The following is a 22,118-nucleotide window of genomic DNA, read 5'->3' on the forward strand; positions in this document are numbered from 1 at the left end:
CGTTGAACAGACACCTCATCGAGGTCGCGCCCATCCACGACACCGGCAAGGGCGCCGGCCGGGTTCTCACGATGTCCACCATCGCATTCACCCTGATGTTCGCCGTGTGGCTCATGTTCGGCATCCTGGGCATCCCCATCCAGAAGGAACTGGGGATCTCCGACGAGGAACTGAGCTGGATCGCCGCGTTGGCCGTCCTCAACGGGTCGATGTGGCGGCTGCCCGCGGGCATCATCGCCGACCGGATCGGCGGCCGTAAGGTGACGCTGTTCCTGTTGTTCGCCTGCGCCGTCCCGGCCTACCTGGTCTCGTTGGCGGACAACTACTCGATGCTGCTGGTGCTCGCGTTCCTCGTGGGTTTCGCGGGCAACCTCTTCTCCGTGGGCACCACCTGGAACTCGGCGTGGCACTCGAAGGGCCGCCAAGGGCTCGCGCTGGGCGTGTTCGGGGCCGGTAACGTCGGCGCGTCGGTGACGAAGTTCATCGGCCCGGTCCTGATCACGACCACGGCGGGCTCCACCTTCTTCCTGGGTGTCCAGGGTGGATGGCGGCTCATCCCCGTTATCTACGCGGTGCTCCTCGTCATCACGGGCGTCGCGACCTGGCTGATCGTGCCGCGCGTCGATCGCGCCCCCGGCACCGCGAAGCCGGTCTCGGAGATGCTCAAGCCGCTCAGCAACGTGCGCGTCTGGCGCTTCAGCGTCTACTACGTGGCCGTGTTCGGCGCCTACGTGGCGTTGTCGGCGTGGCTGCCGAAGTACTACGTGGACAACTTCGACATCGACCTCGCCGTCGCGGGCCTGCTGACGGCCACCTTCATCTTCCCGGCGTCGCTGCTGCGGCCCGTCGGGGGCTGGATGAGCGACCGATGGGGTGCCCGCAAGGTCATGTACTGGACGTTCGCCCTGATGCTGGTCACCAGCGGCATCCTCATGATGCCGAACGGCCACATCACCATCGTGCATCCCGATGGTGCCCAGACCCAGCACCTGCACTACTCCATGCAACTGCCCTGGTTCGTCCTCGTGGTGTTCCTGCTGGGCTGCGCCATGGGCTTCGGCAAGGCGGCGGTCTTCAAGCACATCCCCGAGTACTTCCCGGAGAACGTCGGCTCGGTCGGCGGGCTCGTCGGCACGCTCGGCGGCCTCGGCGGCTTCATCCTGCCGCCCCTGTTCGCCTACTCGAAGACGTGGTCCGGGTTCCCCAGCAGCACGTTCTTCGTCATCTTCGTCCTCACGGTGATCTGCGCCGCGTGGATGCACATCACCATCGTCCGGATGCTCCATGAGGAGACCCCACAACTCGCCGGCACGATCGAACGACCCATGGAGGAGGCCACGCAATGAGTACAAAGCTGGAGACGAAGGGCGACTGGCTCGTCTCGTGGGACCCCGAGGATGAATCCAAGTGGGACAAGAAGCTCGCCTGGAGCACCTTGACGGTGTCGACGTTCACGCTGACGCTGTGTTTCGTGGCGTGGTTCCTGCCGAGCGCCATCATCCCCAAGCTCAACGCGCTGGGCTTCACCTTCACCAAGGCGCAGTTGTACTGGATGGCGTCGATGCCAGGCCTCTCCGGCGGCCTTCTGCGCCTGGTCTGGATGGTGCTCCCGCCCAAGATCGGCACCCGCAAGATGGTGGTGCTCACCACCTTGCTGCTGATCCTGCCGGTCCTCGGCTGGGGCTTCGAAGTGACCAACCCGGACGTGCCGTACTGGCGCCTCATGGGGCTGGCGTTCCTGGCCGGTATCGGCGGCGGCGCCTTCTCCGGCTTCATGCCGTCGACCTCCTACTTCTTCCCCAAGCGCATGCAGGGCACCGCCCTGGGCCTGCAGGCGGGTATCGGCAACTTCGGTGTCTCGCTCGTGCAGTTGCTGACGCCGTGGCTCATCTCGTTCGGCATGTTCGCCTTCCTGGGCTCGCAGCAGATGGCCGTGTCCGGTGAGCAGCCGGTCACCATCTGGTACCAGAACTCGGCGCTGGTCTACCTTCCCTTCATCATCGCGGGCGCCATCTGGGCCTACATCGTCCTGAAGTCCGTGCCGGTCAAGGCCAACATCAAGCAGCAGTTCGACATCTTCAACAACCCGGACACCTGGCTGATGACGCTGCTCTACATCATGACCTTCGGCACGTTCTCGGGCCTGTCCGCGCAGTTCGGCCTGCTGATGGCCAACCTCTACGGCGCCGCGAACCCGCAGATCGTGGAGGGCGCGGGTGCCACCGCCCAGGTGCTCATCGAGGGCTACGCGGTGCCGGACCCGGTGAAGTTCGTCTTTCTCGGCCCGCTGGTGGGGGCCGGTGCCCGCATCCTGTTCTCACCGCTCACGGACCGCATGGGGGGCGCGATCTGGACCCTCGTGTCCGGCATCGGCATCCTCGTGTCGATCATCATCACCATCCCGTCGCTGACGCCGGACTACTCCAGCGCCGAGGCCCTTCAGGGCTCGTTCAACCTGTTCCTCTGGGGCATGCTGGCGATCTTCCTGTTCTCCGGGATCGGCAACGCGTCCACGTTCAAGCAGATGCCGATGATCTTCGAGCGACGCCAGGCGGGCGGCGTGATCGGCTGGACGGGCGCCATCGCCGCGTTCGGACCGTTCCTGTTCGGCGTGGGCCTCACCATCATGTCGCCCACCACGTTCTACATCATCGGCGCCGTCTTCGCGGTGATGTGCATCGGCATAGCCTGGGTGCGCTACGCGCGGCCCGGCGCCCCGAAGCCCAGCTGAGCCACCCGGTGACCGTGCGAGGGCAACGATCGAAGGACATACCATGGCAGCCATGATCCGATCCGCTGGCGTGACATCCACCGACGTCGACACCGACGCGCTCCTCTCGGCCGTGAACGACGACCGGGCCGGTGCCGTGGTCTCGTTCGCCGGGGTCGTGCGCGACCACGACCACGGCAAGGCCGTCACGGCCATCGAGTACGTCGGCCACCCGTCGGCGGACCAGGTGATGCGTCAGGTGGTGGAGGAGTTCGTGGGTCGCGACGGCGTGCACGCGATCGCCGCCCAGCACCGCGTCGGTCACCTCGACATCGGGGGAGTGGCGCTGTTCGTCGCCGTCGCGGCCTCGCACCGCAAACAGGCGTTCCAGTGCGCGTCGGACCTCGTGGACCGGGTCAAGGAGATCCTCCCCATCTGGAAGAAGCAGTTCCTCGCGGACGGCACGCACGAGTGGTCCGAATGCCCGTGACGGCGGCGCAGTCCACCGAGGAACAGTCGAAGCAACTCGAGGCGTCACGCCACGCTCCGGGCGCGCTGACTCCCACCCAGCTGGAGCGCTACGTCCGCAACATCGACGTGGTCGGCGTGGGCGTCCAGGGGCAGCAGCGGCTGCTGTCGTCGTCGGTGTTGGTGATCGGCGCCGGGGGTCTCGGGTCCGCGGCGCTGCCGTACCTGGCGGCCGCCGGCGTCGGCCGGATCGGGGTCGTCGACGGTGACCACGTGGAACTGAAGAACATGCAGCGACAGGTGCTGCACACCGAACTGGGCCGCAACAAGGCGGTCTCGGGCGCCGAACGGATGCGGGCGCTGAACCCGGACGTCACCGTGGAGGAGTTCCCCGAGTACATCGACCTCCAGCGGGCCAAGGAACTGTTCACCGGGTTCGACCTGGTGATGGACTGCTGCGACACTTTCGGCGCCAAGTTCCTCATCTCCGACGCCGCCGAGGCCGTGGGCGCACGCCTCGTGTGGGCCACCGCCGTGGGCATGCAGGGTCAGTGTTCCGTCTTCGGTGTCCCCGACGCCCACGGGGACAGGCTCTACCTGCGCGACCTCATCCCCGTCGAACCGGCCGACGGTGACTACCCCAAGGCCACCGACATCGGCGTGCTCGGGGCCATGGTCGGCCAGATCGGTGCCCTGCAGGCCACCGAGGCCATCAAGTTGTTGGCCGGCTACGGCGAGCCGCTCGTCGGGCGTGTCATGGTGCTCGACGCGGCCCGCGGCCGCTGGTCTGTGCTCCCCCTGCGAAAGGCCGCCTGATGTTGAGCGTTGAGGACTACCTGGCGCGCGTCGTCAGCCTGGCCACCGTGGTGCCCGCGGAGGACGTGCCGGTGTCCGACGGCGTCGGCCGCGTGCTGGCCGAGGACCTCCTCGCGCGGTTCGCGGTGCCACCCTTCGACAACTCGGCGATGGACGGCTTCGCCGTCCGGGCCGCGGAACTCTCCGCCGGCGCGCGGCTGAGGGTGATCGGCGACGTGCCCGCGGGCGCCTCGTCGGCGCCCGCAGTCGGGGCGGGGGAGTGCGCGCGGATCATGACGGGGGCGCCGCTGCCGCCGGGCGCAGATGCCGTGGTACCGGTGGAGTTGACGGACCAGCCCATGGGCGACGCCCCCCTGCCGGAGTGGATCGTCGTGCACGAGACCGTCGACGCCGGGAGGCACGTGCGCCACAGGGGTGAGGACGTGCCGGTCGGCCAGTTGGTGCTGCCCGCGGGCACCGTATGGAGCCCTGAGGTCACGGCCGCCGCAGCGTCGATCGGTTACGGGACCGTGCCGCTGCGTCGCCGCCCCCGGGTGGCGGTGCTGGCCACGGGCGACGAACTCGTCGCGCCGGGCGAAGAACTGGGCTTCGGCCAGATCCCGGACTCCAATTCCTATCTGCTCGCCGCGCTGGTGTCGCGCTTCGGCGGCGAGGTTGTCCTGAGGCGCGCCGTCGGCGACGACCCTGCCCAGTTCCGCGCCGTGATCGACGAGGCGCTCGCCGCGGACGTCGTCGTCACGACCGGCGGCGTCTCCGTGGGCGCCTACGAGGTGGTGCGCCAGGTGGTGGAGGGCGACATCGAGTTCGTCCGGGTGAACATGCAGCCGGGGAAACCCCAGGCGAGCGGGCTGTTGCGAGCCGCGGATGGCAGGGGCGTGCCCTTCCTCGGGCTCCCGGGCAACCCTGTCAGCACCTGGGTCTCCGCCTGGTTGTTCCTCCGCCCGCTCCTGGCCGAGCTCACCGGAGCCGGGAAGCAGCCGCTCACCCTCCAACTGCCGGTGCGCGAGACCTGGCGCAAGTCGTCCCACCGCCGCCAGTTCATCCCTGTTCGGCTCGTCGACGGGGGAGTCGCCCCGTCGCACGGGCTGGGCTCCGGCTCCCACCTGATCGCCTCACTGCACCGTGCCGACGGCATGGCGATGGTGCCGGAGGACCGGGAGTCACCCGGGGACACCGTTGAGGTCCTCATCACCCGCTGAGGTCATCCGCGGAGGTCATCCACGGGATAGGTCACAGACCCGTGGCGCGGTTCGGCTCCAGGGGTGAGGGTGGCGGGGTCTGCCTTCGTGGGCGACATGATGTGCCGCACGTCGTCGCCGAGCGCCAGGAGATGGTCCGCGATGATGCGGCGGTGGCACCGCCACCAGACCGCCTCGGAGCACATCACCGTGGGCCGCCCTGGCTCGAGCGCCCTGAACCGCTCCAACGCCCGCTCGAACGCCTCGCCCATGGCCCAGTCCGCGTAGTTGTGGAAGCTCTGGTTCCGCCACATCCCGTTGACCGACGGGTTCACCGTCCTGGACTTGTTCCGGCGTCCACCCAGGTCTTCGATCCGCAGGTACTCGATGCCGCGCTCCGGGAGGGAGGTGGCGAGCGCCTCGCTGTTGAAGTGCGGGAACTTGCGCGACCCGGGCAGGCTGCGCACATCGGCGAGCACGCCCACCTCATGGGCGGCGAGCAGGTCGATGAACTCCTCGATGCTGCGGTCTGAATGTCCGACGGTGAACAACGGCATCTGACCAGGCTAGGCGCTCGGGCACGCATCCGGTCCACTGCCCGCACGGTAGGTTTGCCGCATGGAATTCACCCATCTCGATGGTCAGGGCCAGGCCTTCATGGTCGATGTCACCGCCAAGCAGCCGACCGTCCGCTCCGCCACCGCCGTCGCCACGGTGCGGACCTCGCCTGAGGTGGTGGAGGCGCTGCGCAGCGGCACGGTGCCGAAGGGCGACGTCCTGGCCGTGGCCAGGGTCGCCGGCATCGCGGCGGCCAAGAAGACGCCGGACCTCCTGCCGCTGGCGCACATCATCGGGGTGCACGGCTGCGCGGTGGAGCTCGAGATCACCGACGGCGGCGTGGACATCACCGCCACCGTGCGCACGGCCGACCGCACCGGCGTCGAGATGGAGGCCCTCACCTCGGTCACCGTCGCTGCCCTGGCGATCGTCGACATGGTGAAGGGCGTGGACCGCAGCGCGGAGATCGTCTCGGCGAAGATCATGGCCAAGAGCGGTGGCCGCTCAGGCGACTGGGAGCGCCCGTCAGCCTTGTGACGGTGGGGCGCTCACGTCGTGGTCGCCGCCGTCGAGTTGGCTGACGATGTGGCTCAACAGCGGGCCCACGACGGCCATGGTGTCGCGAACGCCGCCGCGTGAACCGGGTGCATTGATGACGAGGGCACGCTTCGCATCAGGCAGGGCCAGGATGCCGGCGACGCCGCGGCTGAGCAGAGCGCGGGGCTCCTTCTCGGCACCCCGCCGTCTGACCTCCTGCATCAGCCCGGGCACCTCGTAGACGATCATGTCGCGCGTCACCTCCACGGTGAGGTCCCGCGGGCCGACCCCCGTGCCGCCGCTGGTGACGACGACCCGCGCGCCACCGTCGACCGCGCTGGCGATGGCGAACCGGATCTGCTCCGGGTCGTCGGGGACGATCACGCGCTCGGTGACGGTGAAACCCAGTTCCTCGAGGGCGGCCGCGGCGACGGGGCCGGAGCGGTCCTGGTAGACGTCGGCGAAGGCACGGTCTGAACAGGTGACCACGGCGGCAGAATGGCTCATGTCCTCAGCCTAGGCGATAGGTTGTGGGGGAAATCAGCGCCGTGACCCAACGGAGGAGGCCCCGTGCGTACTGTGCTCGTGCTCGCCTGCGTTGCGCTCGCGCTGACCGCCTGCACCCAGCCCGCGGCGAGCCGCCCGGTCGTTTTCGCGGCGGCCTCGCTCAACCAGGTGCTCCCGGAGATCCAGCCGGACGCCAGCTACTCCTTCGACGGCTCCTTCGGCCTCGTCGACCAGATCGCGGAGGGCGCCCCCGCCGACGTGTTGGCCACCGCGGACAGGGACACCATGGACCGCGCGGTCGACGAGGGCCTCGTCGTGGGGGAGGCCCGCATGTTCGCCACCAACCACCTCGTGCTGGTCGTGCCCGCCGGCAACCCCGCCGGCGTGACGGGGTTCGACGCGTCGTTGGCCGGCGCGAAGCTGGTGGTGTGTGCCCGTGAGGTGCCGTGCGGCGCCGCCGCGTACCGGCTGGCGGCCGACCACGGGGTGGCCCTGCGTCCGGTGTCCGAGGAGACCAAGGTCTCCGATGTGCTGGGCAAGGTCGCCTCCGGGGAGGCGGACGCCGGCCTGGTCTACGTCACCGATGCCGCCACCTCCGACGCCGTCGAGACCCTTCCGGTGCCCGGCGCCGAGGAGCACCCGAACACGTACTGGGTGGCCGTGGTGAAGGGCGCGGCCCACCCCGGAACTGCGCGTGCCTACGCGGACCGGCTCGCAGGGGAGTGGGGCGCGCAACTGCAGGTCTTCGGGTTCGGGTCGCCGTCATGAACGTCCCACGGTGGGCCTGGTTGCCCTTCGGCGTCGCGGTCGCTCTCCTGGCCGTCCCGCTCCTGGCGCTCGTCATCCGTGCCCCCTGGGGGCGCCTCCCCGAACTCCTGGCCTCGGAACGCGCGATGGACGCGCTCACGCTGAGCCTCGCCACGTGCGTCGTCTCGACGCTGATCGTGCTGGTCATCGGCACGCCCACGGCGCTGGTGCTCGCTCGCTCCAGGGCCACGTGGGCGCGGTGGGTGCGCACCCTGGTGACGGTGCCCATGGTGCTGCCGCCCGTGGTGGCCGGCCTGGCGCTGCTGATCACGCTCGGGCGCCGGGGGCTGATCGGCCAGCACCTGTCGGTGCTCGGGATCGAGATCGGCTTCACGACCATGGCCGTGATCGTGGCGCAGACCTTTGTGGCGCTACCGTTCCTGGTGGTCTCCCTGGAGGGCGCCTTCCGCGCCGCCGGCGGCGACTACGAACGGGCCGCGTCCTACCTCGGCGCCAGCCCGTCGCGTTCCTTCTTCACCGTGACGCTGCCCATGCTGGCACCGGCCGTCGGCTCCGGCACGGCGCTCGCCTTCGCCAGGGCGCTGGGGGAGTTCGGCGCCACGCTGACGTTCGCCGGCTCCCTGCAGGGCGTCACGCGCACGCTGCCGCTCGAGATCTATCTCCTGCGCGAGGGCGACACTGACTTGGCGCTCGCGCTCGCCGTCGTGCTGCTGGGCGTCGCCGCGCTGGTCGTGGGCCTCTCGCACGGGTTGAGGAGCATGCATGACTGACGCGGTGCGCATCGAGGCGACGGTGGCCGCACGCGGCCTGGACCTCACCGTCGGCATCCCTGAAGGCATCACCGTCGCCGTGGTCGGGCCCAACGGTGCCGGCAAATCGAGCCTCATCCACCTCATCGCCGGTGGCCTGGCCCCAGATACCGGTTCGGTGACGATGCTGGGCCGCACGGTGTCGGCGCCCGGGCGCTTGCTGCCCGCGCACCGACGCAGGCTGGGCTACCTGGAGCAGCGCGCCCTGCTGTTCCCGCACCTGACGGTGCTCGAGAACGTCGCCTATGGGCCGCGCTCCCGCGGCGCGTCGAAGGCTGCGGCGCGGGAGCGCGCCGCGCGGGAACTTGCGGAGATCGGGCTGGAGGAACTCGCGCAGCGGCGGCCGGCGCAGCTGTCAGGGGGGCAGGCTCAGCGCGCGGCGTTGGCCCGGGCGCTGGCCATCGACCCCGACGTGGTGCTGCTCGACGAACCCTTCGCGGCGCTCGACGCGACGGTCACCCCCGAACTCAGGAGACTCCTGCGTGCCCGGCTGCGCGGGCTGACCACCGTGCTGGTGACCCACGACTTCCTCGATGTCGTCGCGCTGGCCGACCACGTGCTCGAACTGGGAAAGGGCTCCGTCGTCGGGGGTGGCCCCGTCGAAAACGTGGCGCAGGGGCCGTCGACGGAGTTTCTGGCCCACTTCGTGGGGCTCAACCTGCTGCGTGGCGCCATCGACGACGACGGGGCCCTGGCGCTGGGCGAGGGGGTCGCCGTGGCCGGGCTCGCGGAGCACGGGCTGACCCGCGGCGATGCGCGGGCAGTCTTCCCTCCCACGGCGGTGTCCGTCTTCCGCTCCGCTCCGCACGGGAGCCCGCGCAACGTGCTGCCGGCGGTGGTCGAACTGGTGGAGGACCGGTGGCCGGTGCAGCGCGTCATCCTGCGGGTGGCGGGGCACCGCCTGGCCGCTGACCTCACCCCCGAATCCGTCCGGGAGATGGCGCTCGCGCCGGGCGACCGGGTGCTGGCTGTCCTCAAGGCGACCCAGGTCACGTTGTATCAGGGCTGATCGCGATGACAGGGCCCAGGCGCTCGGGCGGTAGTCTTGGCGGGTGATCAGCAATGACGATCCCCGCGACTACGAGGGTCCCAAGGAAGAGTGCGGCGTCTTCGGCGTCTTCGCGCCGGAGGAAGATGTCGCCCAGCTGACCTTCTACGGGCTGTTCGCCCTGCAGCACCGCGGACAGGAGTCCGCGGGCATCGCGGCCAGCACCGGCAACCGCATCATGGTGTTCAAGGACATGGGCCTCGTGTCCCAGGTCTTCGACGAATCCACCCTCAAGTCGCTGCCGGGTCGGCTCGCCATCGGCCACACCCGCTACTCGACGCATGGCGCCAGCGAGTGGAACAACGCCCAGCCCACGTTCCGCGCCACGCCCCACGGCGGCCTCGCGCTGGCCCACAACGGCAACCTCACCAACACCGAGGAACTCGAGGAGTGGCTGCACGAGATCGCCCCCGCCGAATCCGTGCCGCACAAGAACCGCGTCATGGACTCCACCAGCGACACCGCGCTGATCTCGGCACTGATCGCCAGCTTCGACGAGGGCGGCCTGGAAGCGGCCGCGCTCAAGGTGCTGCCGCGCCTCCGCGGCGCCTACTGCCTGTCGTTCATGAACGAGACCACCCTGTACGCGGCGCGTGACCCGCACGGCATGCGGCCGCTGGTCATCGGTCGACTGCAGGGCGGCTGGGTGATCGCCTCGGAGACCGCGGCGCTGGACATCGTCGGCGCCACCTTCGTACGCGAGGTCGAGCCTGGCGAGTTCATCTCCATCGACGAGCGTGGCCTGCGGTCGCAGCGGTTCGCCGCGCCGGATCCGAAGGGCTGCATCTTCGAGTACGTCTACCTGGCCCGCCCGGACACGACGATCGCCGGCCGCAACGTGCACTCGGTGCGCGTCAACATCGGGCGCAAGCTGGCCGAGGAACACCCCGTGGAGGCGGACCTGGTGATCCCGGTGCCGGATTCCGGCACCCCGTCGGCCATCGGCTACGCGCAGGGCTCGGGCATCCCGTACGGGCAGGGCCTGGTCAAGAACGCCTACGTGGGCCGCACGTTCATCCAGCCGACGCAGACCATCCGGCAACTGGGCATCCGCCTCAAGCTCAACCCGTTGCGCGACGTCATCGCCGGCAAGCGTCTCGTGGTGGTGGACGACTCCATCGTGCGCGGCAACACGCAGCGCGCCCTCGTGCGGATGCTCCGCGAAGCGGGCGCGGCAGAGGTGCACGTGCGCATCTCCTCGCCGCCGGTGGAGTGGCCGTGCTTCTTCGGCATCGACTTCGCCACCCGCGCAGAACTGCTGGCCCCCGGCCTTTCGCTGGAAGAGATCCGCCGCTCCATCGGCGCCGATACGCTCGGTTACATCTCGCTCGAGGGACTCACGGAGGCCACCACCGTGCCGGCGGACAACCTGTGTCGCGCCTGCTTCGACGGCAAGTACCCCGTGGCCATCCCCCCCGCACAGGCCAAGCTGCTGAACCTGGAGGAAATGTGAACCAGAGTGCCTACGCCGCCGCCGGCGTCGACATCGAGGCCGGAGACCGCGCCGTCGAACTCATGAAGGCCCACGTGGCCCGCACCAACCGGCATGAGGTGCTGGGCGGACTCGGCGGGTTCGCCGGTTTCTTCGACGCTGCAGCGTTCAAGAAGTATGACCACCCGGTGCTGGCCACGTCCACGGACGGTGTGGGCACCAAGGTCGCCATCGCGCAGGCCATGGACAAGCACGACACCATCGGGTTCGACCTGATCGGCATGCTCGTCGACGACCTGGTGGTCGCCGGCGCCGAGCCGCTGTTCGTGACCGACTACATCGCCTGCGGGCAGGTGGTGCCGGAGCGCATCGCCGCCATCGTGCAGGGCATCGCCGACGCGTGCGTCGCTGCCGGCTGCGCCCTCATCGGTGGCGAGACCGCCGAACACCCCGGCCTGCTCAGCCCCCATGAGTACGACATCGCGGGTGCGACCACCGGCGTCGTGGAGAAGTCCAAGATCCTCGGCGCACACCGCGTGCGCGTGGGTGACGCCGTCATCGGCATGGCCTCCTCAGGTCTCCACTCCAACGGCTACTCGCTGGTGCGCCACGTCCTGCTGGAGCAGGCGGGCTGGAACCTCGACCGCCACGTCGACGACCTCGGCCGCACGCTCGGCGAGGAACTGCTCGAGCCCACCAAGGTGTACGCGCTCGACGTGCTGGACCTCATCCGCAACGTCGAGGTGCACGCCATGAGCCATGTCACCGGCGGCGGCCTGGCCAACAACCTGGCCCGCGTGATGCCCACGGACATGACGGCGGTGCTGCAGCGCTCCAGCTGGACCCCGCCGTCGATCTTCCGCCTCGTGCAGGAGGTGGGCGAGATCTCGCAGCCGGACATCGACGCCACACTGAACATGGGCGTGGGTATGGTCGCGATGCTGCCGCAGAGCGAGGTCGACGCCGCGCTCAGGCTGCTGAACGGCCGTGGTGTCACGTCCTGGGTGCTGGGCGAGGTCGAAGCAGTGGAAGGCCCCGGCGCCGCCGTCCTCGTCTGACCCGCCGACCCCCTCCGGGACATAAGCATCGCCGGGGTCAGGGGCCGTCACCCGCCCTGCGATGATCGGATCATGAGCTCAGCCCTCGGACCCACTCTGGCCAGCATCGTGCCCATCCTCCTGCTGATCGGCTTGGGTGTTCTCCTGCGACGGCTCCACGTCCTCGACGCCACCACCGTCGAGGGTCTCAAGCGGTTCGTGGTCAACGTCGTCCTGCCGGCCGTGCTGTTGATCGCCTTCCTGGGCCTTGAGTTCCAACGCGAGTACGTCGCGCTGGTCCTCCTGGTGCCGCTGTTGTGCGTGCTGCTGTTCGGCGCCGGGAAGGTCATCACCGGCTGGCTGAAGGTGCCGCCGGTCGGCACCTTCCTGTTCACGGGGTTCGAGTTCGGCATGGTGGGCCTCGCGCTGTTCACCGCCGCCTACGGCCTGGAGCAGGCGCCGGTGGCCGCCATCGTCGGCCTCGGGCACGAGTTCTTCATCTGGTTCGTCTTCGTCACGCTGCTGAAGCGGCAGAGCGACGGGGCCTCGTCGCTCGCAGAGACCGTGCGTTCCTTCGCCACATCGCCCGTCATCGTGGCGATCGCGCTCGGCCTGGTGCTCAACGCGCTCGGCCTCAGGCCGGCCCTGGAGGCCAATCCGTTCTCCGGCGCGCTGCTGGCGGCGGCCGGCTACCTGGCCGCCATGATAGTGCCGCTGATCCTGATCATCGTCGGCTTCGGCGCCCGGCTCACCCTCGACGGGGTGCGGGGGGCGGCGGGCTTCGTGGCCGTCCGCTTCCTCGTCTGCCTGGTCCTGGCCGTCGTCGTCTCGCTGTTCGTGGTGGGGCAGTGGCTCGGGCTGGGGGCGTCGGTGCAGGCCGCGGTGTTCATGTTGCTGATCCTGCCGCCGCCGTTCATCGTGCCCCTGTACCTGCCGCCGAGGCGGTCGGCGGAGATCATCTTCGCCAACAACGTGTTGAGCCTGTACACGCTGGTCAGCGTGGTGGCCTTCGTCGCCTACGTGGTGATCGTCGGCTGACCGGCGAGCACCCCGTCGAGCAGTTCGACGACCCTGTCGGCCCGCTGCCGCAGCAACGGGTCATGGGTGGACACCACCGTCGCGATGCCCAACTCGTGGGTGAGTTCCACGATGAGGTCCATGATGGTGGCGGCAGTGTCTGAATCGAGCTGGCCGGTGGGTTCGTCGGCGATCAGGATGTCAGGGCGGGCGACGAGGGCGCGGGCGACCCCCACGCGCTGCTGCTGACCGCCACTGAGCTCGTGGGGCCGCTGTTTCGCGTGCCGGGCGAGGCCCACCCTCTCCAACATGGCCGCGACCCGCTCGCTGCGCTCCGCAGCGGGGACCTTCACCAGCCGCAGCGGCACCTCGACGTTCTCCGCGGCCGACAACACGGGGATCAGCCCGAAGGTCTGGAAGACGTACCCGATCCGCTCGCGGCGGGTGGCCAGCACCTCGCCCTCCGGCAACTCCGACAGGACCCGCCCGTCGTCGAGCACGACGCGGCCGCTGGTGGGGCGGTCCAGGCCGCCCAACAGGTTCAGTAGCGTGGTCTTGCCGGAGCCGGACGGGCCGGTGACGACGGTGAGTTCGCCGGCGTGCACCTCGATGCTGACGCCGTCGAGGGCGTGCACCTCCGTGTCGCCCGATCCGAAGGTGCGGCGCAGGCCAACGCCAGCGATCCGTGCGGTGGTGGTCATGCGTCCTCCTCAGGGGCCGAACGGCGGGCGCGCGAGCCGTTGGGCCAGACCCCGACGTGGCCGGTCTCGCGGGTGATGCGCACCCTGTCGTGCAGCCCGAGCTCCTCGACGTGTGTCGGCGGCAGCTGAAGCCGGCCGGAACGGTCGATCACGGTGTACTCCTCGGCGATCTCACGGGCCACCCCGTCGGGGCCGACCTCCGTGCGGCGCAGCACCTCGGTGGAGGTGCGGCCGTCGCGGATCTGGACGGTGCGGGCCACGTGACCGCTGACCATCGGGTCGTGGGTCACGATCAGGACCGTGGTGCCCAGGTCTGTGGCGGCCGCGCGCATGAGGTCGAGGACCTCGGCGGAGTTGACCTCGTCCAGCTCGCCGGTGGGCTCGTCCGCCAGCAGCACGTCGGGGGAGTTGGCCAGTGCGGTGGCGATGGCCACGCGCTGCTGTTGGCCGCCCGACAGCTGCCGGGGGACGCGGTTGGCGCAGTCGGCCACGCCCAGCAGCTCGAGCAGTTGCTGCGCCCGCCCCCGCCGCTGGGAGCGCCCGGCGATCACCATTGGCATCATCACGTTCTCCGCGCCGGTGAGGAACGGCAGCAGGTTGCGGGAGGTCTGCTGGAAGACGAAGCCCACGCTGTGCCGGCGGAAGTCGATGCGTTGCCGCCCGCCCATCGCGGTGAGGTCCTGCCCGGCGACCCGGGCCCGGCCGCCGGTGGGCCGGTCGAGACCGGAGAGGATGTTGAGCAGCGTGGACTTGCCGGAGCCGGAGGCGCCGATCACCGCGACCACCTCGCCGGGGTCCACGGTGAGGCTGAGCCCCTGCAGGGCCTGGACCTCGACGCCCTCCGTCGTGTGGATGCGAACGAGGTCTTCGCACCAGATGTCTGGGCCGTGGTGACTGCGGGTGATGGTGTCGTTCATCGTTCCTCCCCGATGCGGAGTTCCTGTGCGAGATTGGTTCGGCCCACGAGCCAGGCGGTGGCGGCGATGGCCACGATCACGGTGAGGGTCAGCAGGGCGCCGACGCCGCCGAGCAGCGCCGGGTCGAGGTGCAGCGGGGGCGGCTGGGAGCCGCCGGTGAGGCTGCGGAAGTCCAGGGTGGCGAGCAGCAGCGCCGCCAGGGCGATGCCGACCCCCACACCCAGGAGGAGGCCGAGCAGAGCGCTGGGGGCGATCTCCCAGGCCGTCAACGCCCGGAGTTCCCGGCGCCCCATGCCGAGGGTCCGCAGGACGGCGCCGAGCCGGGTGCGCGCCCGGGTGGCCATCAGCTGCGAACCCAGCAGGGTGAGCGTCAGCAGGGCGGCGGTGGCTGCCGTGAGGGCGGCGAACGTGGTGGTGAGCCCGGACACCGTGGGCGTCTCACGGATGGCGCTGAGTTCCTCGTCGGCGACGGTGATGCGCGCGTTGCCCACCACCTCGCCGATCCGTGCGCGGACGGCCGCGGAATCGGTGCCGGCTGCCAAGGACACCAACGCCAGGGTGGCGGGCGGCAGGGGGTGGGCCTCGGCCCAGCGCTCTGCACTCATCATCGCCCAGGCGGCCCCCGTCCGGACGCCCGGCGGCGCCGGCAACGCGTCGAGCACCGTCACGCCCCCGATGCCCTCCAGCCGAGCGCCGCCGGCCTGCACCGGCACGGAGTCGCCGAGCACGATCCCCGGCGCACCCTCCCCGGCGAACATCCCTGCATGGAGGGCCGACCCGAACGGTGACGCCGCGTAGGCGTCCTCGATGGCCGGCTCCGCCAGCCACAGCCGCACCCGGGTCTCGCCGCCCTGGCTGAGGCGGTGGTTGGAGCCGGCGTCGTGGATGCGGGCGACGGCGAGCACACCGTCGACGCGCTGCAGGTCCGCGAGCATCTCGTCGGTGATCCGGGGGCCGCTGATGTGCACCGACGAGCCGTTGGCCTCCCACGTGGCGCGCTCGGTGCCGGCGATGACGGAGCCGAGCAGGGTGGCGCTGAGAACCGCGATGGTGGTGCCCAGGACAACCGTGAACACCGGCGTGAGGCCGCCCGCCGGATCCCGGTGGGCGCGCACCGAACCGAGGAACCCGGCTACCCCCCGCCCCGGCCGGAGCCACCGGGCCGCCACCCGCAGGGGGAGGGGATAGAGCCGGAGCGCGAGCAGGCAGGCTGCCACGGTGAGGAGGACGGGGGTGGCGGTGGCGAGGAGGTCCATTCCCCCGGTGGGGGTGTCGCCGCGGCTGAGCAGGGCCCAGAGGCCGGCGGCGCCGGCGATGACGGTCAGGACCTCCGCGACGACGCGCCACCGGCCGGGCCGCAGGGTGAGGTCGGCACGGATGCTGGCGGGACCGATGTGCCTGGCGGCCCAGGACAGGGCGAGGGCGGCTGCCGCCCCGATGAGCAGCGTGCCGGCCCACGCCCAGGTTGCGTTGCCGCCCGGCGTCACGGCCGCCCCCAGCAGGTGGCCCAGCACTGCCGCGGGCACGCCCAGCAGAAGCCCTTCGAGGCTGAGCAATGAGCGCAGCTGGTGCCAGGACACGCCGCGCGCCGTGACGAGTTCGACGGCGCCCCTCCGGCGTTCGATGACCAGTTGGGCGGCCAGCACGAGCAGGGCGAGACCCACTGCGAGCGGCCCGACCGCGGCCACGGCTACTGCCGCGCGGGTGACGTCCTGCTGGGCGGCGACCGAGGTCAGCGCCTCACCCAGTTCGGACTCCAGCCGGAACTGGGTGGGGGGCGGGGCGTCGGACTCCGGGTCCGCGGTCAGGACCGCGTAGCGCTGTGCCAGCAGACCGGTCAGTTGCGATCGCAGCTCGCGGACGTCCACATCGGCGAGGCCGGCGGTGTCGACGCCGAACCAGGCGTGCATCGTGAGCGTCTCCGTGACGCCCGGGCCCAGCCTCTCGACCGGGATGCCGCTGGAGAGGTAGGACGGCGGGAGGAAGAGGCCGGTGACCAGGCGGGTACCGAGATTCGCGTCCTGCTGCTCGACGATGGTGCGGGCGTAGGGGATGTGCTCCCAGCGGGTGTCCCCCTCATCGAGTGGGCGGAACGTGCCGCTCAGGGTCACCGACTCGTTGATCTGCTCACCGATCTCCCAGCCCAGGCGCTCAGCCACCTCGGCCAGCGCCGTGACCCCCTGGGGGCCGGTGGGTGTGGCACCCTCCGGGCCTTCGGTGGTTGGCCGCGGGGAGGGCCAGGAACCGGCCACCAGTTCCGCGTGCTCGGCGAGGTCGGGGTCGACGAAGAACAGGAAGCGAGCCTCGAAGTAGCCTGTGGCGGTGGGCGGCACCACGGTCAGGTCGGCCGGCACCTCCGCCAGGAACTGGGGCGCCCCCAGGAGCGAGCGCAGTGGCTCCGGCTGGGCATCCCGGAGGGTCTCGAGCGCCTCCCGATGCGGTTCCCATGGTTCCTGGAGGCCCCCAACCGGGGAGTTCATGGTGTTCTGTGCCCAGGTGCCGGCGACATCGCCCTGGAGGGCCGAGAGGCCGGAGAGCGTCTGGGTGAGTTGACGGTCGTCGAGGTTCGCCATCAGGCGTGGCGCGGCGGTGGTGAGGGCCGCGAGGATCAGCACGCTCAGCGCGAGCAGCAGCGCCGGCCAGCGCTCCGAGGAGAACTGCCGCCACAGGAGTTTCAGCGCGGTCACCGGACCTCCTCCCGGTACTCCGGGTCCAGCGCCTGACGCTGCACCGTGCGTCCCACCAGCCAGAGGATGAGCAGCAGCGCCACGGCGCCCGCGCCGAGCAGGGCCGCCCAGGGGAGGACCTCTGCGGTCAGGGGGCTGCGGTAGCCGGGGCCGGCCGGCTGGGCGGCCTGCACGAGGGGGTCGACGACGAGCCAAGCGACCGCGACGCCCGAGGCGATGCCGGCCAGCGTGGCGATGACGAGCAGCCCGCCGGACTCCAGCGTGCGGCTGCGCCGCTGCGCGCGGGGCGTCATGCCGAGCGCCCGGAGCACCGCCACCTCGGGGCGCCTGGCCGCCAGCTGGGTGGCGGCAGCGGCCGCGAGGCCGGTGAGGGACAGGAGGAGTGCGCTCCCGGCGGCGATCCAGAGAGAGCGGGCCGCCGTCGCCGTGCGGATGGGCGTCTCGTCCGGCGTGCGGAGGGCCGAGACGCCGGGGACCTGCGCCGCGGCGGCCCGGACCGCGCTGGGGTCACCGTCGAGAGTGGCCCAGAGCTCCGAGGGCCAGCGTAACGGGTTGGCGGTGGTGGCGAGGTGGGCCGACACCGCGCCGGAATCTGCGAGGACACCGAGCTCGGTGGTGAGGCCCGGCAGGGCCGGTGTCACGGCCGCGACGACGGCGGGGATGCGACGGCCGAACGCGGCCAGGTCGAGGGCGTCTCCGGGGCCGAGCGTGGTGGCGTCGCCGAGTTCGGTGGTGATGGCGACAGGCACGGGTGCGGGCTGGGCGGGAGCCGCCCCCGCCATCACGCCCTGAGGGTCGTGCCCCTCGAAGGGGACGTTGGCCCCGAAGGTGATCAGTGGCAGCGCCGGGCTGGTCTCGACGCGCCAGACCTCGCCACGGGCGTCGACGGTGGCCTGGGGCACGGGCGGCTTGTTGCTGACGGGGTTGTGGAAGGTCTGCGTCGTGCCGTCCTCGAAGGTCACGGTGTGGGTGCGCGGTTCCCAGGCGGGTTCCACGGACGCCAGGGCCTCCCGGTAGGGCCCGGCCAGCTCCTCGGTGACGGCTAGGTCCGAGGTCCAGTCCCCCACCCCGCCGAGGGCCACGCCGTCGGCGCTGAGGGCGATCTCCAGCCGCATGCTGCGGTCCGCGTTGTCGTCGGGCGGACCGACGAGTTGGACGCTCTCCACGACGACCGCACCGTCCTGCGGGAGGGCGATGTCGGCCGCGGCGGTACCCACGAGGTCTCTCCAGAAGGGCCGGTCCCCCGGAGGGGTGGCGCCGTCGGGATCCGGCTGGTCGATCGAGACGGACGGCCCGTTGACGGTGCGGCTCACCCCGGTGGCCACGTCCCGCAGCGTGAGACGCAGGGAGTACGACGAGGTCCGCGAGACGCGGTCCAGGTAGTCCTCCGTCCACACCTGGGCGAGGAACTCGGCCTCCTGGGGCGGGAGGTCCGCGGCGCTTGCGCGGTTGAACTCGTCCGCCCGGTCGAAGTACTCCTGCTGCCACTCATCGAGGTACACCCGGCCGTCCAGCTGGGCGTGCAGGGTGGTGGCGCCGTCGGGGACGGTGAGGGGGTCGACGTCCTCGACGCGACCCGGGAGCTCGGGGAACGCCAGGCCGGCCGGGAGCGTGGCCACCTCCGACAGGCGGTCCAGGGGCCCGGCGAGGACAGCGACGGGGGTGTCGCCGACCGTGCCGGAGTCGTCGAGCCAGACGGGTACCGAGGCCGACACCCCGTCGACAGCTGCGAGGTCCGGCAACTGTAGACCCTGGGTGCCGGCGTCGAGGCTGGAGAGCGTGGCGCGCAGGGGGGCGCCCGTGACGAGCATGGTCAGGTCGCGGTGGGTGGTGGCGGCGGTGCCGGCGTAGAGCGACGCGAAGGTCGCCGTGCCGGTGGCCAGGATGGTGAGTGTCACCGGCACCGCGTGCACCAGCAGGCCGCGGGCCAGTTGCGCGGCGGCGAGCCAGGCGGTGGTCCCGGCCAACCTGCCCGCCGCCTCGACAAGTCGCGTGATGGGGCCGAGGGCCGCGAGGCCCAGGACAGCCGCGGCAGCCAGGAGGAAGGCGGGGGCCAGTGCCGGCAGGAACTGCAGGCTGTCCGCACCGCGGAGTTGCCACGTGGTGAGGGCGGCGGCCGCGAACACCACCACCAGCGCCGCGGCTCCCGCCACGGCCCGCACCCTGTCTGCCTGCGGCCGTCCCGTCAGGGAGGACGTGGCGCGGATGGTCACGGTCCAGAGCGCCACGACGGTGAGCAGGAGGCTGCCCGCTCCGCCCAGCAACACGATGTCGAACTGCGCGGTGCTGCGCGACGTCAGCCACAGCGCCCCAAGCGCGACGGCGGAGCCGAGTGCCGCGCCCAACACGGCCACCAGGGTGGACTCGGCCAGCCCGGTGACGATGAGTTGGCGGCGGGCAGCGCCGCGGGCGGCGAGCAGTTCATGCTCCCGCTGCCGGGTGGCGGCGAGCAGCCCCGAGACCTGCACCAGGCCGACGGCGGCCACCAGCAGCAGCACGCTCACCGGCACGATGCCGAAGGCGCGGCCCACCTCCCAGTCGCGGGAGGCCCGCTCGGCCGTCGACGCCAGGTCGCCGTCGACGACGATGCCCCGCCCCGTGACGTCGGCCCCGGCCACCAGCGCCTTGGCGCGGTCGGCCCCGGCGGCCAACACGTCGAGTGCCTGGGGCGTGATGCGCTCCGCATCCGGGACCACGGACCACCGGATGAACGGGTTGCCGCCCGTCAGAACCGAGCGGTCCACGATGAGCGGACCCACCGAAGCGGCGTCTGCGCCGTCCGTGACGAGGGGGTCGCCGAACCAGAGCGGCGAGGACGGCTCCGATGCCTCCCAGAGGGCGGTGATCTTGAGGGTGTGGCCATCGACCGTCAGCGTGTCTCCCGTGGAGAGCCCCAGCTCGGCGGCCGCCCCGGACTGGAGCGCGGCCTCGTCCGCAGCGGAGGGCCAGGTGCCCCCGTTGACACTCAACAGGCCGAGGGAGAGGTGTTCGCCGGACCACAGCGTCACCCGCTGGGCGGCCTCGCCGCCGTTCACGGTGGGGCGACGCGGCTCGGACACGTAGGTGGTGTGGACAGTGACGGGGGCGGGGGAGAAGCCCTCGGTGAGCGCGCTGCGCGCCACCCCGTCCTGGGCCGTGGGATCCGGGCCGAGGCGGGTCTGGGCCTGGACTGCCCCGGCACCCGGTGCGGCGATGGAGAGGGCGGCGCGCGCCGCGTCGGTGGCCAGCGTGCCGGCCTGCCCGACGACGAAGGCGAGGATCGCCGTGGTGACGGTGACCAGGGCCACCAGCGTCGCCAACAGGAGCGAGGAGGCGCGGGCACGGCGTGCAGCCCAGCCCCACCACGTTGTCATGCGGTGAGCCTAGTCCCGGGCGCTCGGGCGTCAATCAGTGACGGCCGATTCGTCAGTAGTTGACGTTTCAAGTAAGTGTGCTAAAGTAGTAGCATCTTCAACAACCGGTGAGTGACGAGCTCGCCCCAATCCCGGGAGAACCCCATGACTGCACTCACCGCACTGTCCGGCAACTACGTCATCGACAACAGCCACACCGAGATCGGTTGGACCGCCCGTCACGCCATGGTCACGAAGGTGCGCGGCTCCTTCACCGACTTCGAGGGCACGGCCGCCACCGGCGCCAACCTGGAAGACGCCAAGATCAACGTGGTCATCCAGGCCTCGTCCATCGACACCGGCAACGCGGACCGCGACGGTCACCTCCGCTCCGGCGACTTCTTCGACGTCGAGACCTACCCCACCATCCGCTTCACCTCCACCAAGGTGACCGCGGCCGGCGAGGGCCTGGACGTCGAGGGCAACCTCACGATCAAGGACGTCACCCGCGAGGTGAGCATCCCCTTCGAGTACGACGGTGTCGCCGTGGACCCCTTCGGCAACGAGCGCGTGGGCCTCAGTGGCTCCGTCCAGGTCAACCGCAAGGACTTCGGCCTCGTCTGGAACGCGGCCCTCGAGACCGGGGGCGTGCTGGTCTCCGAGAACGTGAATCTGGTCTTCGAGGTCTCCGCCATCAAGCAGGCCGACGAGGCTGAGGCCGTGGCCGAGCCCGTCATCGAGGCCCAGCCGGTCGTCGAAACCCCCGCACCGACCCGCGCTGCCCAGCCGCAGACCACCGCCCCCGCCGCCGCACAGCAGGGTGGCTTCATGGGCTGGCTGAAGCGCGTCTTCGGCTGAATCACTTCACCACTGGGGTGGTGAAACACAGGGGCGGGTCCGTGAGGGCCCGCCCCTTTCAGTTTGGGCAGGACGACCGCCCGGGCTGACCCACACTTTCAGGTATTGGGCGCGCCCGTTTCGCCGACTAGCGTGGAGGGCCCCGAACCTAGGAGATGAACATGTCCGAACTGTCCGGCAAGAAGGTCGCCTTCCTCCTCACCGATGGGTACGAGGATTCGGAGCTGGCCAGCCCCTGGGAGGCCCTCGCCAGCGCGGGCGCCGAACTGACCCTCGTCGCCCCGGAAAGCGGCGATGTCAAGGGCAAGAAGGGGCACACCCAGAAGGTGGACGCCACTGTCGGTGACGTCGACGCCTCAGACTTCCACGCCTTGGTGCTGCCCGGTGGCGTCGTGAATGCGGACCACCTGAGGATGGAGGAGGCCGCGGTGAGGTTCACGCGCGGCTTCTTCGACCAGCACAAGCCGGTGGGGGTCATCTGCCACGGCGGCTGGATCCTGACCGATGCGGACGTGGTCAAGGGCCGCAGGCTCACCTCCTACGGCAGCCTGAAGACGGACCTGCGCAATGCCGGCGCAGACTGGGTCGACGAGGAGGTGGTGGTGGACCAGGGTCTGGTCTCCAGCCGGACGCCCGACGACCTACCGGCGTTCAACGCCAAGCTGATCGAGGAATTCGCCGAGGGCCGCCACCAGGGTCAGACGGCCTGACGCCGCGTCGCCACGGACGCGAAGCGCC

General features: G+C 70.8%; 20 protein-coding genes. 14 read left to right on the forward strand and 6 right to left on the reverse strand.

All coding sequences use genetic code 11. From position 1 onward, the window contains the following. Positions 1-2 precede the first annotated feature (2 nt). The 5 genes from H5393_RS01980 to glp are packed head-to-tail and all read left to right on the forward strand — an operon-like array spanning position 3 to position 5,193. A complete protein-coding gene (locus tag H5393_RS01980) occupies positions 3-1,346 on the forward strand; it encodes a nitrate/nitrite transporter (protein WP_255436244.1) in 1,344 nt (447 codons plus the stop codon). Beyond that, positions 1,343-2,731 carry an MFS transporter gene (locus H5393_RS01985; RefSeq protein WP_182765314.1) on the forward strand — a complete coding sequence of 463 codons (1,389 nt, stop codon included), beginning with the start codon at positions 1,343-1,345 and terminating at the stop codon, positions 2,729-2,731. Before H5393_RS01980 ends, H5393_RS01985 begins: the two co-directional genes overlap by 4 nt. 52 nt (positions 2,732-2,783) lie before the next feature. Next, entirely contained in the window at positions 2,784-3,200 is a 417-nt protein-coding gene (locus tag H5393_RS01990; RefSeq protein ID WP_370585899.1) for a molybdenum cofactor biosynthesis protein MoaE, read from the forward strand. Further along, the gene (locus H5393_RS01995; protein ID WP_182765316.1) at positions 3,191-3,994 is read left to right on the forward strand and encodes a HesA/MoeB/ThiF family protein; all 804 of its coding nucleotides are present in this window, start codon (positions 3,191-3,193) and stop codon (positions 3,992-3,994) included. The genes H5393_RS01990 and H5393_RS01995 overlap by 10 nt, the downstream gene beginning before the upstream one ends. Then, positions 3,994-5,193: a gephyrin-like molybdotransferase Glp gene (glp, locus tag H5393_RS02000; RefSeq protein WP_182765317.1), complete on the forward strand. Its 1,200-nt coding sequence runs from the start codon at positions 3,994-3,996 to the stop codon at positions 5,191-5,193. Before H5393_RS01995 ends, glp begins: the two co-directional genes overlap by 1 nt. 2 nt (positions 5,194-5,195) lie before the next feature. On the opposite strand, the gene H5393_RS02005 is transcribed toward glp, so the two are convergent. Beyond that, positions 5,196-5,729, reverse strand: a complete 534-nt coding sequence (locus tag H5393_RS02005; RefSeq protein ID WP_182765318.1) for a DUF488 family protein — start codon at positions 5,727-5,729, stop codon at positions 5,196-5,198. A gap of 61 nt (positions 5,730-5,790) precedes the next feature. Between H5393_RS02005 and moaC the strand changes: the two genes are divergently transcribed. Beyond that, positions 5,791-6,267 (forward strand): cyclic pyranopterin monophosphate synthase MoaC, encoded by a 477-nt coding sequence (moaC, locus tag H5393_RS02010; protein WP_182765319.1) that lies wholly within the window; start codon positions 5,791-5,793, stop codon positions 6,265-6,267. On the opposite strand, the gene H5393_RS02015 is transcribed toward moaC, so the two are convergent. Then, a complete protein-coding gene (locus H5393_RS02015; protein WP_182765320.1) occupies positions 6,256-6,774 on the reverse strand; it encodes a molybdenum cofactor biosynthesis protein B in 519 nt (172 codons plus the stop codon). The two genes, moaC and H5393_RS02015, sit on opposite strands and share 12 nt — an antisense overlap. Positions 6,775-6,837: 63 nt before the next feature. On the opposite strand from H5393_RS02015, the gene modA reads away from it, so the two are divergent. From modA to H5393_RS02045, 6 genes are all read left to right on the forward strand, one after another. Continuing rightward, the gene (gene modA / locus H5393_RS02020) at positions 6,838-7,542 is read left to right on the forward strand and encodes a molybdate ABC transporter substrate-binding protein (RefSeq protein ID WP_182765321.1); all 705 of its coding nucleotides are present in this window, start codon (positions 6,838-6,840) and stop codon (positions 7,540-7,542) included. Then, complete coding sequence (locus H5393_RS02025) at positions 7,539-8,312, forward strand: ABC transporter permease (protein WP_182765322.1); 774 nt, start codon at positions 7,539-7,541, stop codon at positions 8,310-8,312. The genes modA and H5393_RS02025 overlap by 4 nt, the downstream gene beginning before the upstream one ends. After that, complete coding sequence (locus H5393_RS02030) at positions 8,305-9,360, forward strand: ATP-binding cassette domain-containing protein (RefSeq protein ID WP_182765323.1); 1,056 nt, start codon at positions 8,305-8,307, stop codon at positions 9,358-9,360. Before H5393_RS02025 ends, H5393_RS02030 begins: the two co-directional genes overlap by 8 nt. 43 nt (positions 9,361-9,403) lie before the next feature. After that, complete coding sequence (gene purF, locus H5393_RS02035; protein WP_182765324.1) at positions 9,404-10,852, forward strand: amidophosphoribosyltransferase; 1,449 nt, start codon at positions 9,404-9,406, stop codon at positions 10,850-10,852. Next, complete coding sequence (gene purM, locus H5393_RS02040; protein WP_182765325.1) at positions 10,849-11,889, forward strand: phosphoribosylformylglycinamidine cyclo-ligase; 1,041 nt, start codon at positions 10,849-10,851, stop codon at positions 11,887-11,889. The genes purF and purM overlap by 4 nt, the downstream gene beginning before the upstream one ends. Before the next feature lie 72 nt (positions 11,890-11,961). Beyond that, on the forward strand, positions 11,962-12,906 hold the full coding sequence (locus H5393_RS02045) for a transporter (protein ID WP_182765326.1): 945 nt from the start codon (positions 11,962-11,964) through the stop codon (positions 12,904-12,906). Here the strand turns inward: H5393_RS02045 and H5393_RS02050 are convergent. From H5393_RS02050 to H5393_RS02065, 4 genes are read right to left on the reverse strand one after another with little or no spacing between them, the layout of a single operon-like run. After that, positions 12,885-13,586, reverse strand: coding sequence for an ABC transporter ATP-binding protein (locus H5393_RS02050; RefSeq protein WP_182765327.1), 702 nt, complete (start codon positions 13,584-13,586; stop codon positions 12,885-12,887). The two genes, H5393_RS02045 and H5393_RS02050, sit on opposite strands and share 22 nt — an antisense overlap. Beyond that, the gene (locus H5393_RS02055; RefSeq protein WP_182765328.1) at positions 13,583-14,503 is read right to left on the reverse strand and encodes an ABC transporter ATP-binding protein; all 921 of its coding nucleotides are present in this window, start codon (positions 14,501-14,503) and stop codon (positions 13,583-13,585) included. Before H5393_RS02055 ends, H5393_RS02050 begins: the two co-directional genes overlap by 4 nt. Beyond that, on the reverse strand, positions 14,500-17,190 hold the full coding sequence (locus H5393_RS02060; protein ID WP_182765329.1) for an ABC transporter permease: 2,691 nt from the start codon (positions 17,188-17,190) through the stop codon (positions 14,500-14,502). Before H5393_RS02060 ends, H5393_RS02055 begins: the two co-directional genes overlap by 4 nt. Further along, a complete protein-coding gene (locus tag H5393_RS02065; RefSeq protein ID WP_182765330.1) occupies positions 17,187-20,543 on the reverse strand; it encodes an ABC transporter permease in 3,357 nt (1,118 codons plus the stop codon). The genes H5393_RS02060 and H5393_RS02065 overlap by 4 nt, the downstream gene beginning before the upstream one ends. Positions 20,544-20,687: 144 nt before the next feature. Between H5393_RS02065 and H5393_RS02070 the strand changes: the two genes are divergently transcribed. Both H5393_RS02070 and H5393_RS02075 read left to right on the forward strand, forming a co-directional pair. Further along, positions 20,688-21,380, forward strand: a complete 693-nt coding sequence (locus tag H5393_RS02070; RefSeq protein ID WP_182765331.1) for a YceI family protein — start codon at positions 20,688-20,690, stop codon at positions 21,378-21,380. Positions 21,381-21,541: 161 nt separating this feature from the next. Further along, entirely contained in the window at positions 21,542-22,090 is a 549-nt protein-coding gene (locus H5393_RS02075; protein WP_304650648.1) for a type 1 glutamine amidotransferase domain-containing protein, read from the forward strand. The last annotated feature ends 28 nt before the right edge of the window (positions 22,091-22,118 follow it).

Source organism: Tessaracoccus sp. MC1756, assembly GCF_014164735.1.
Taxonomy (GTDB): domain Bacteria; phylum Actinomycetota; class Actinomycetes; order Propionibacteriales; family Propionibacteriaceae; genus Arachnia.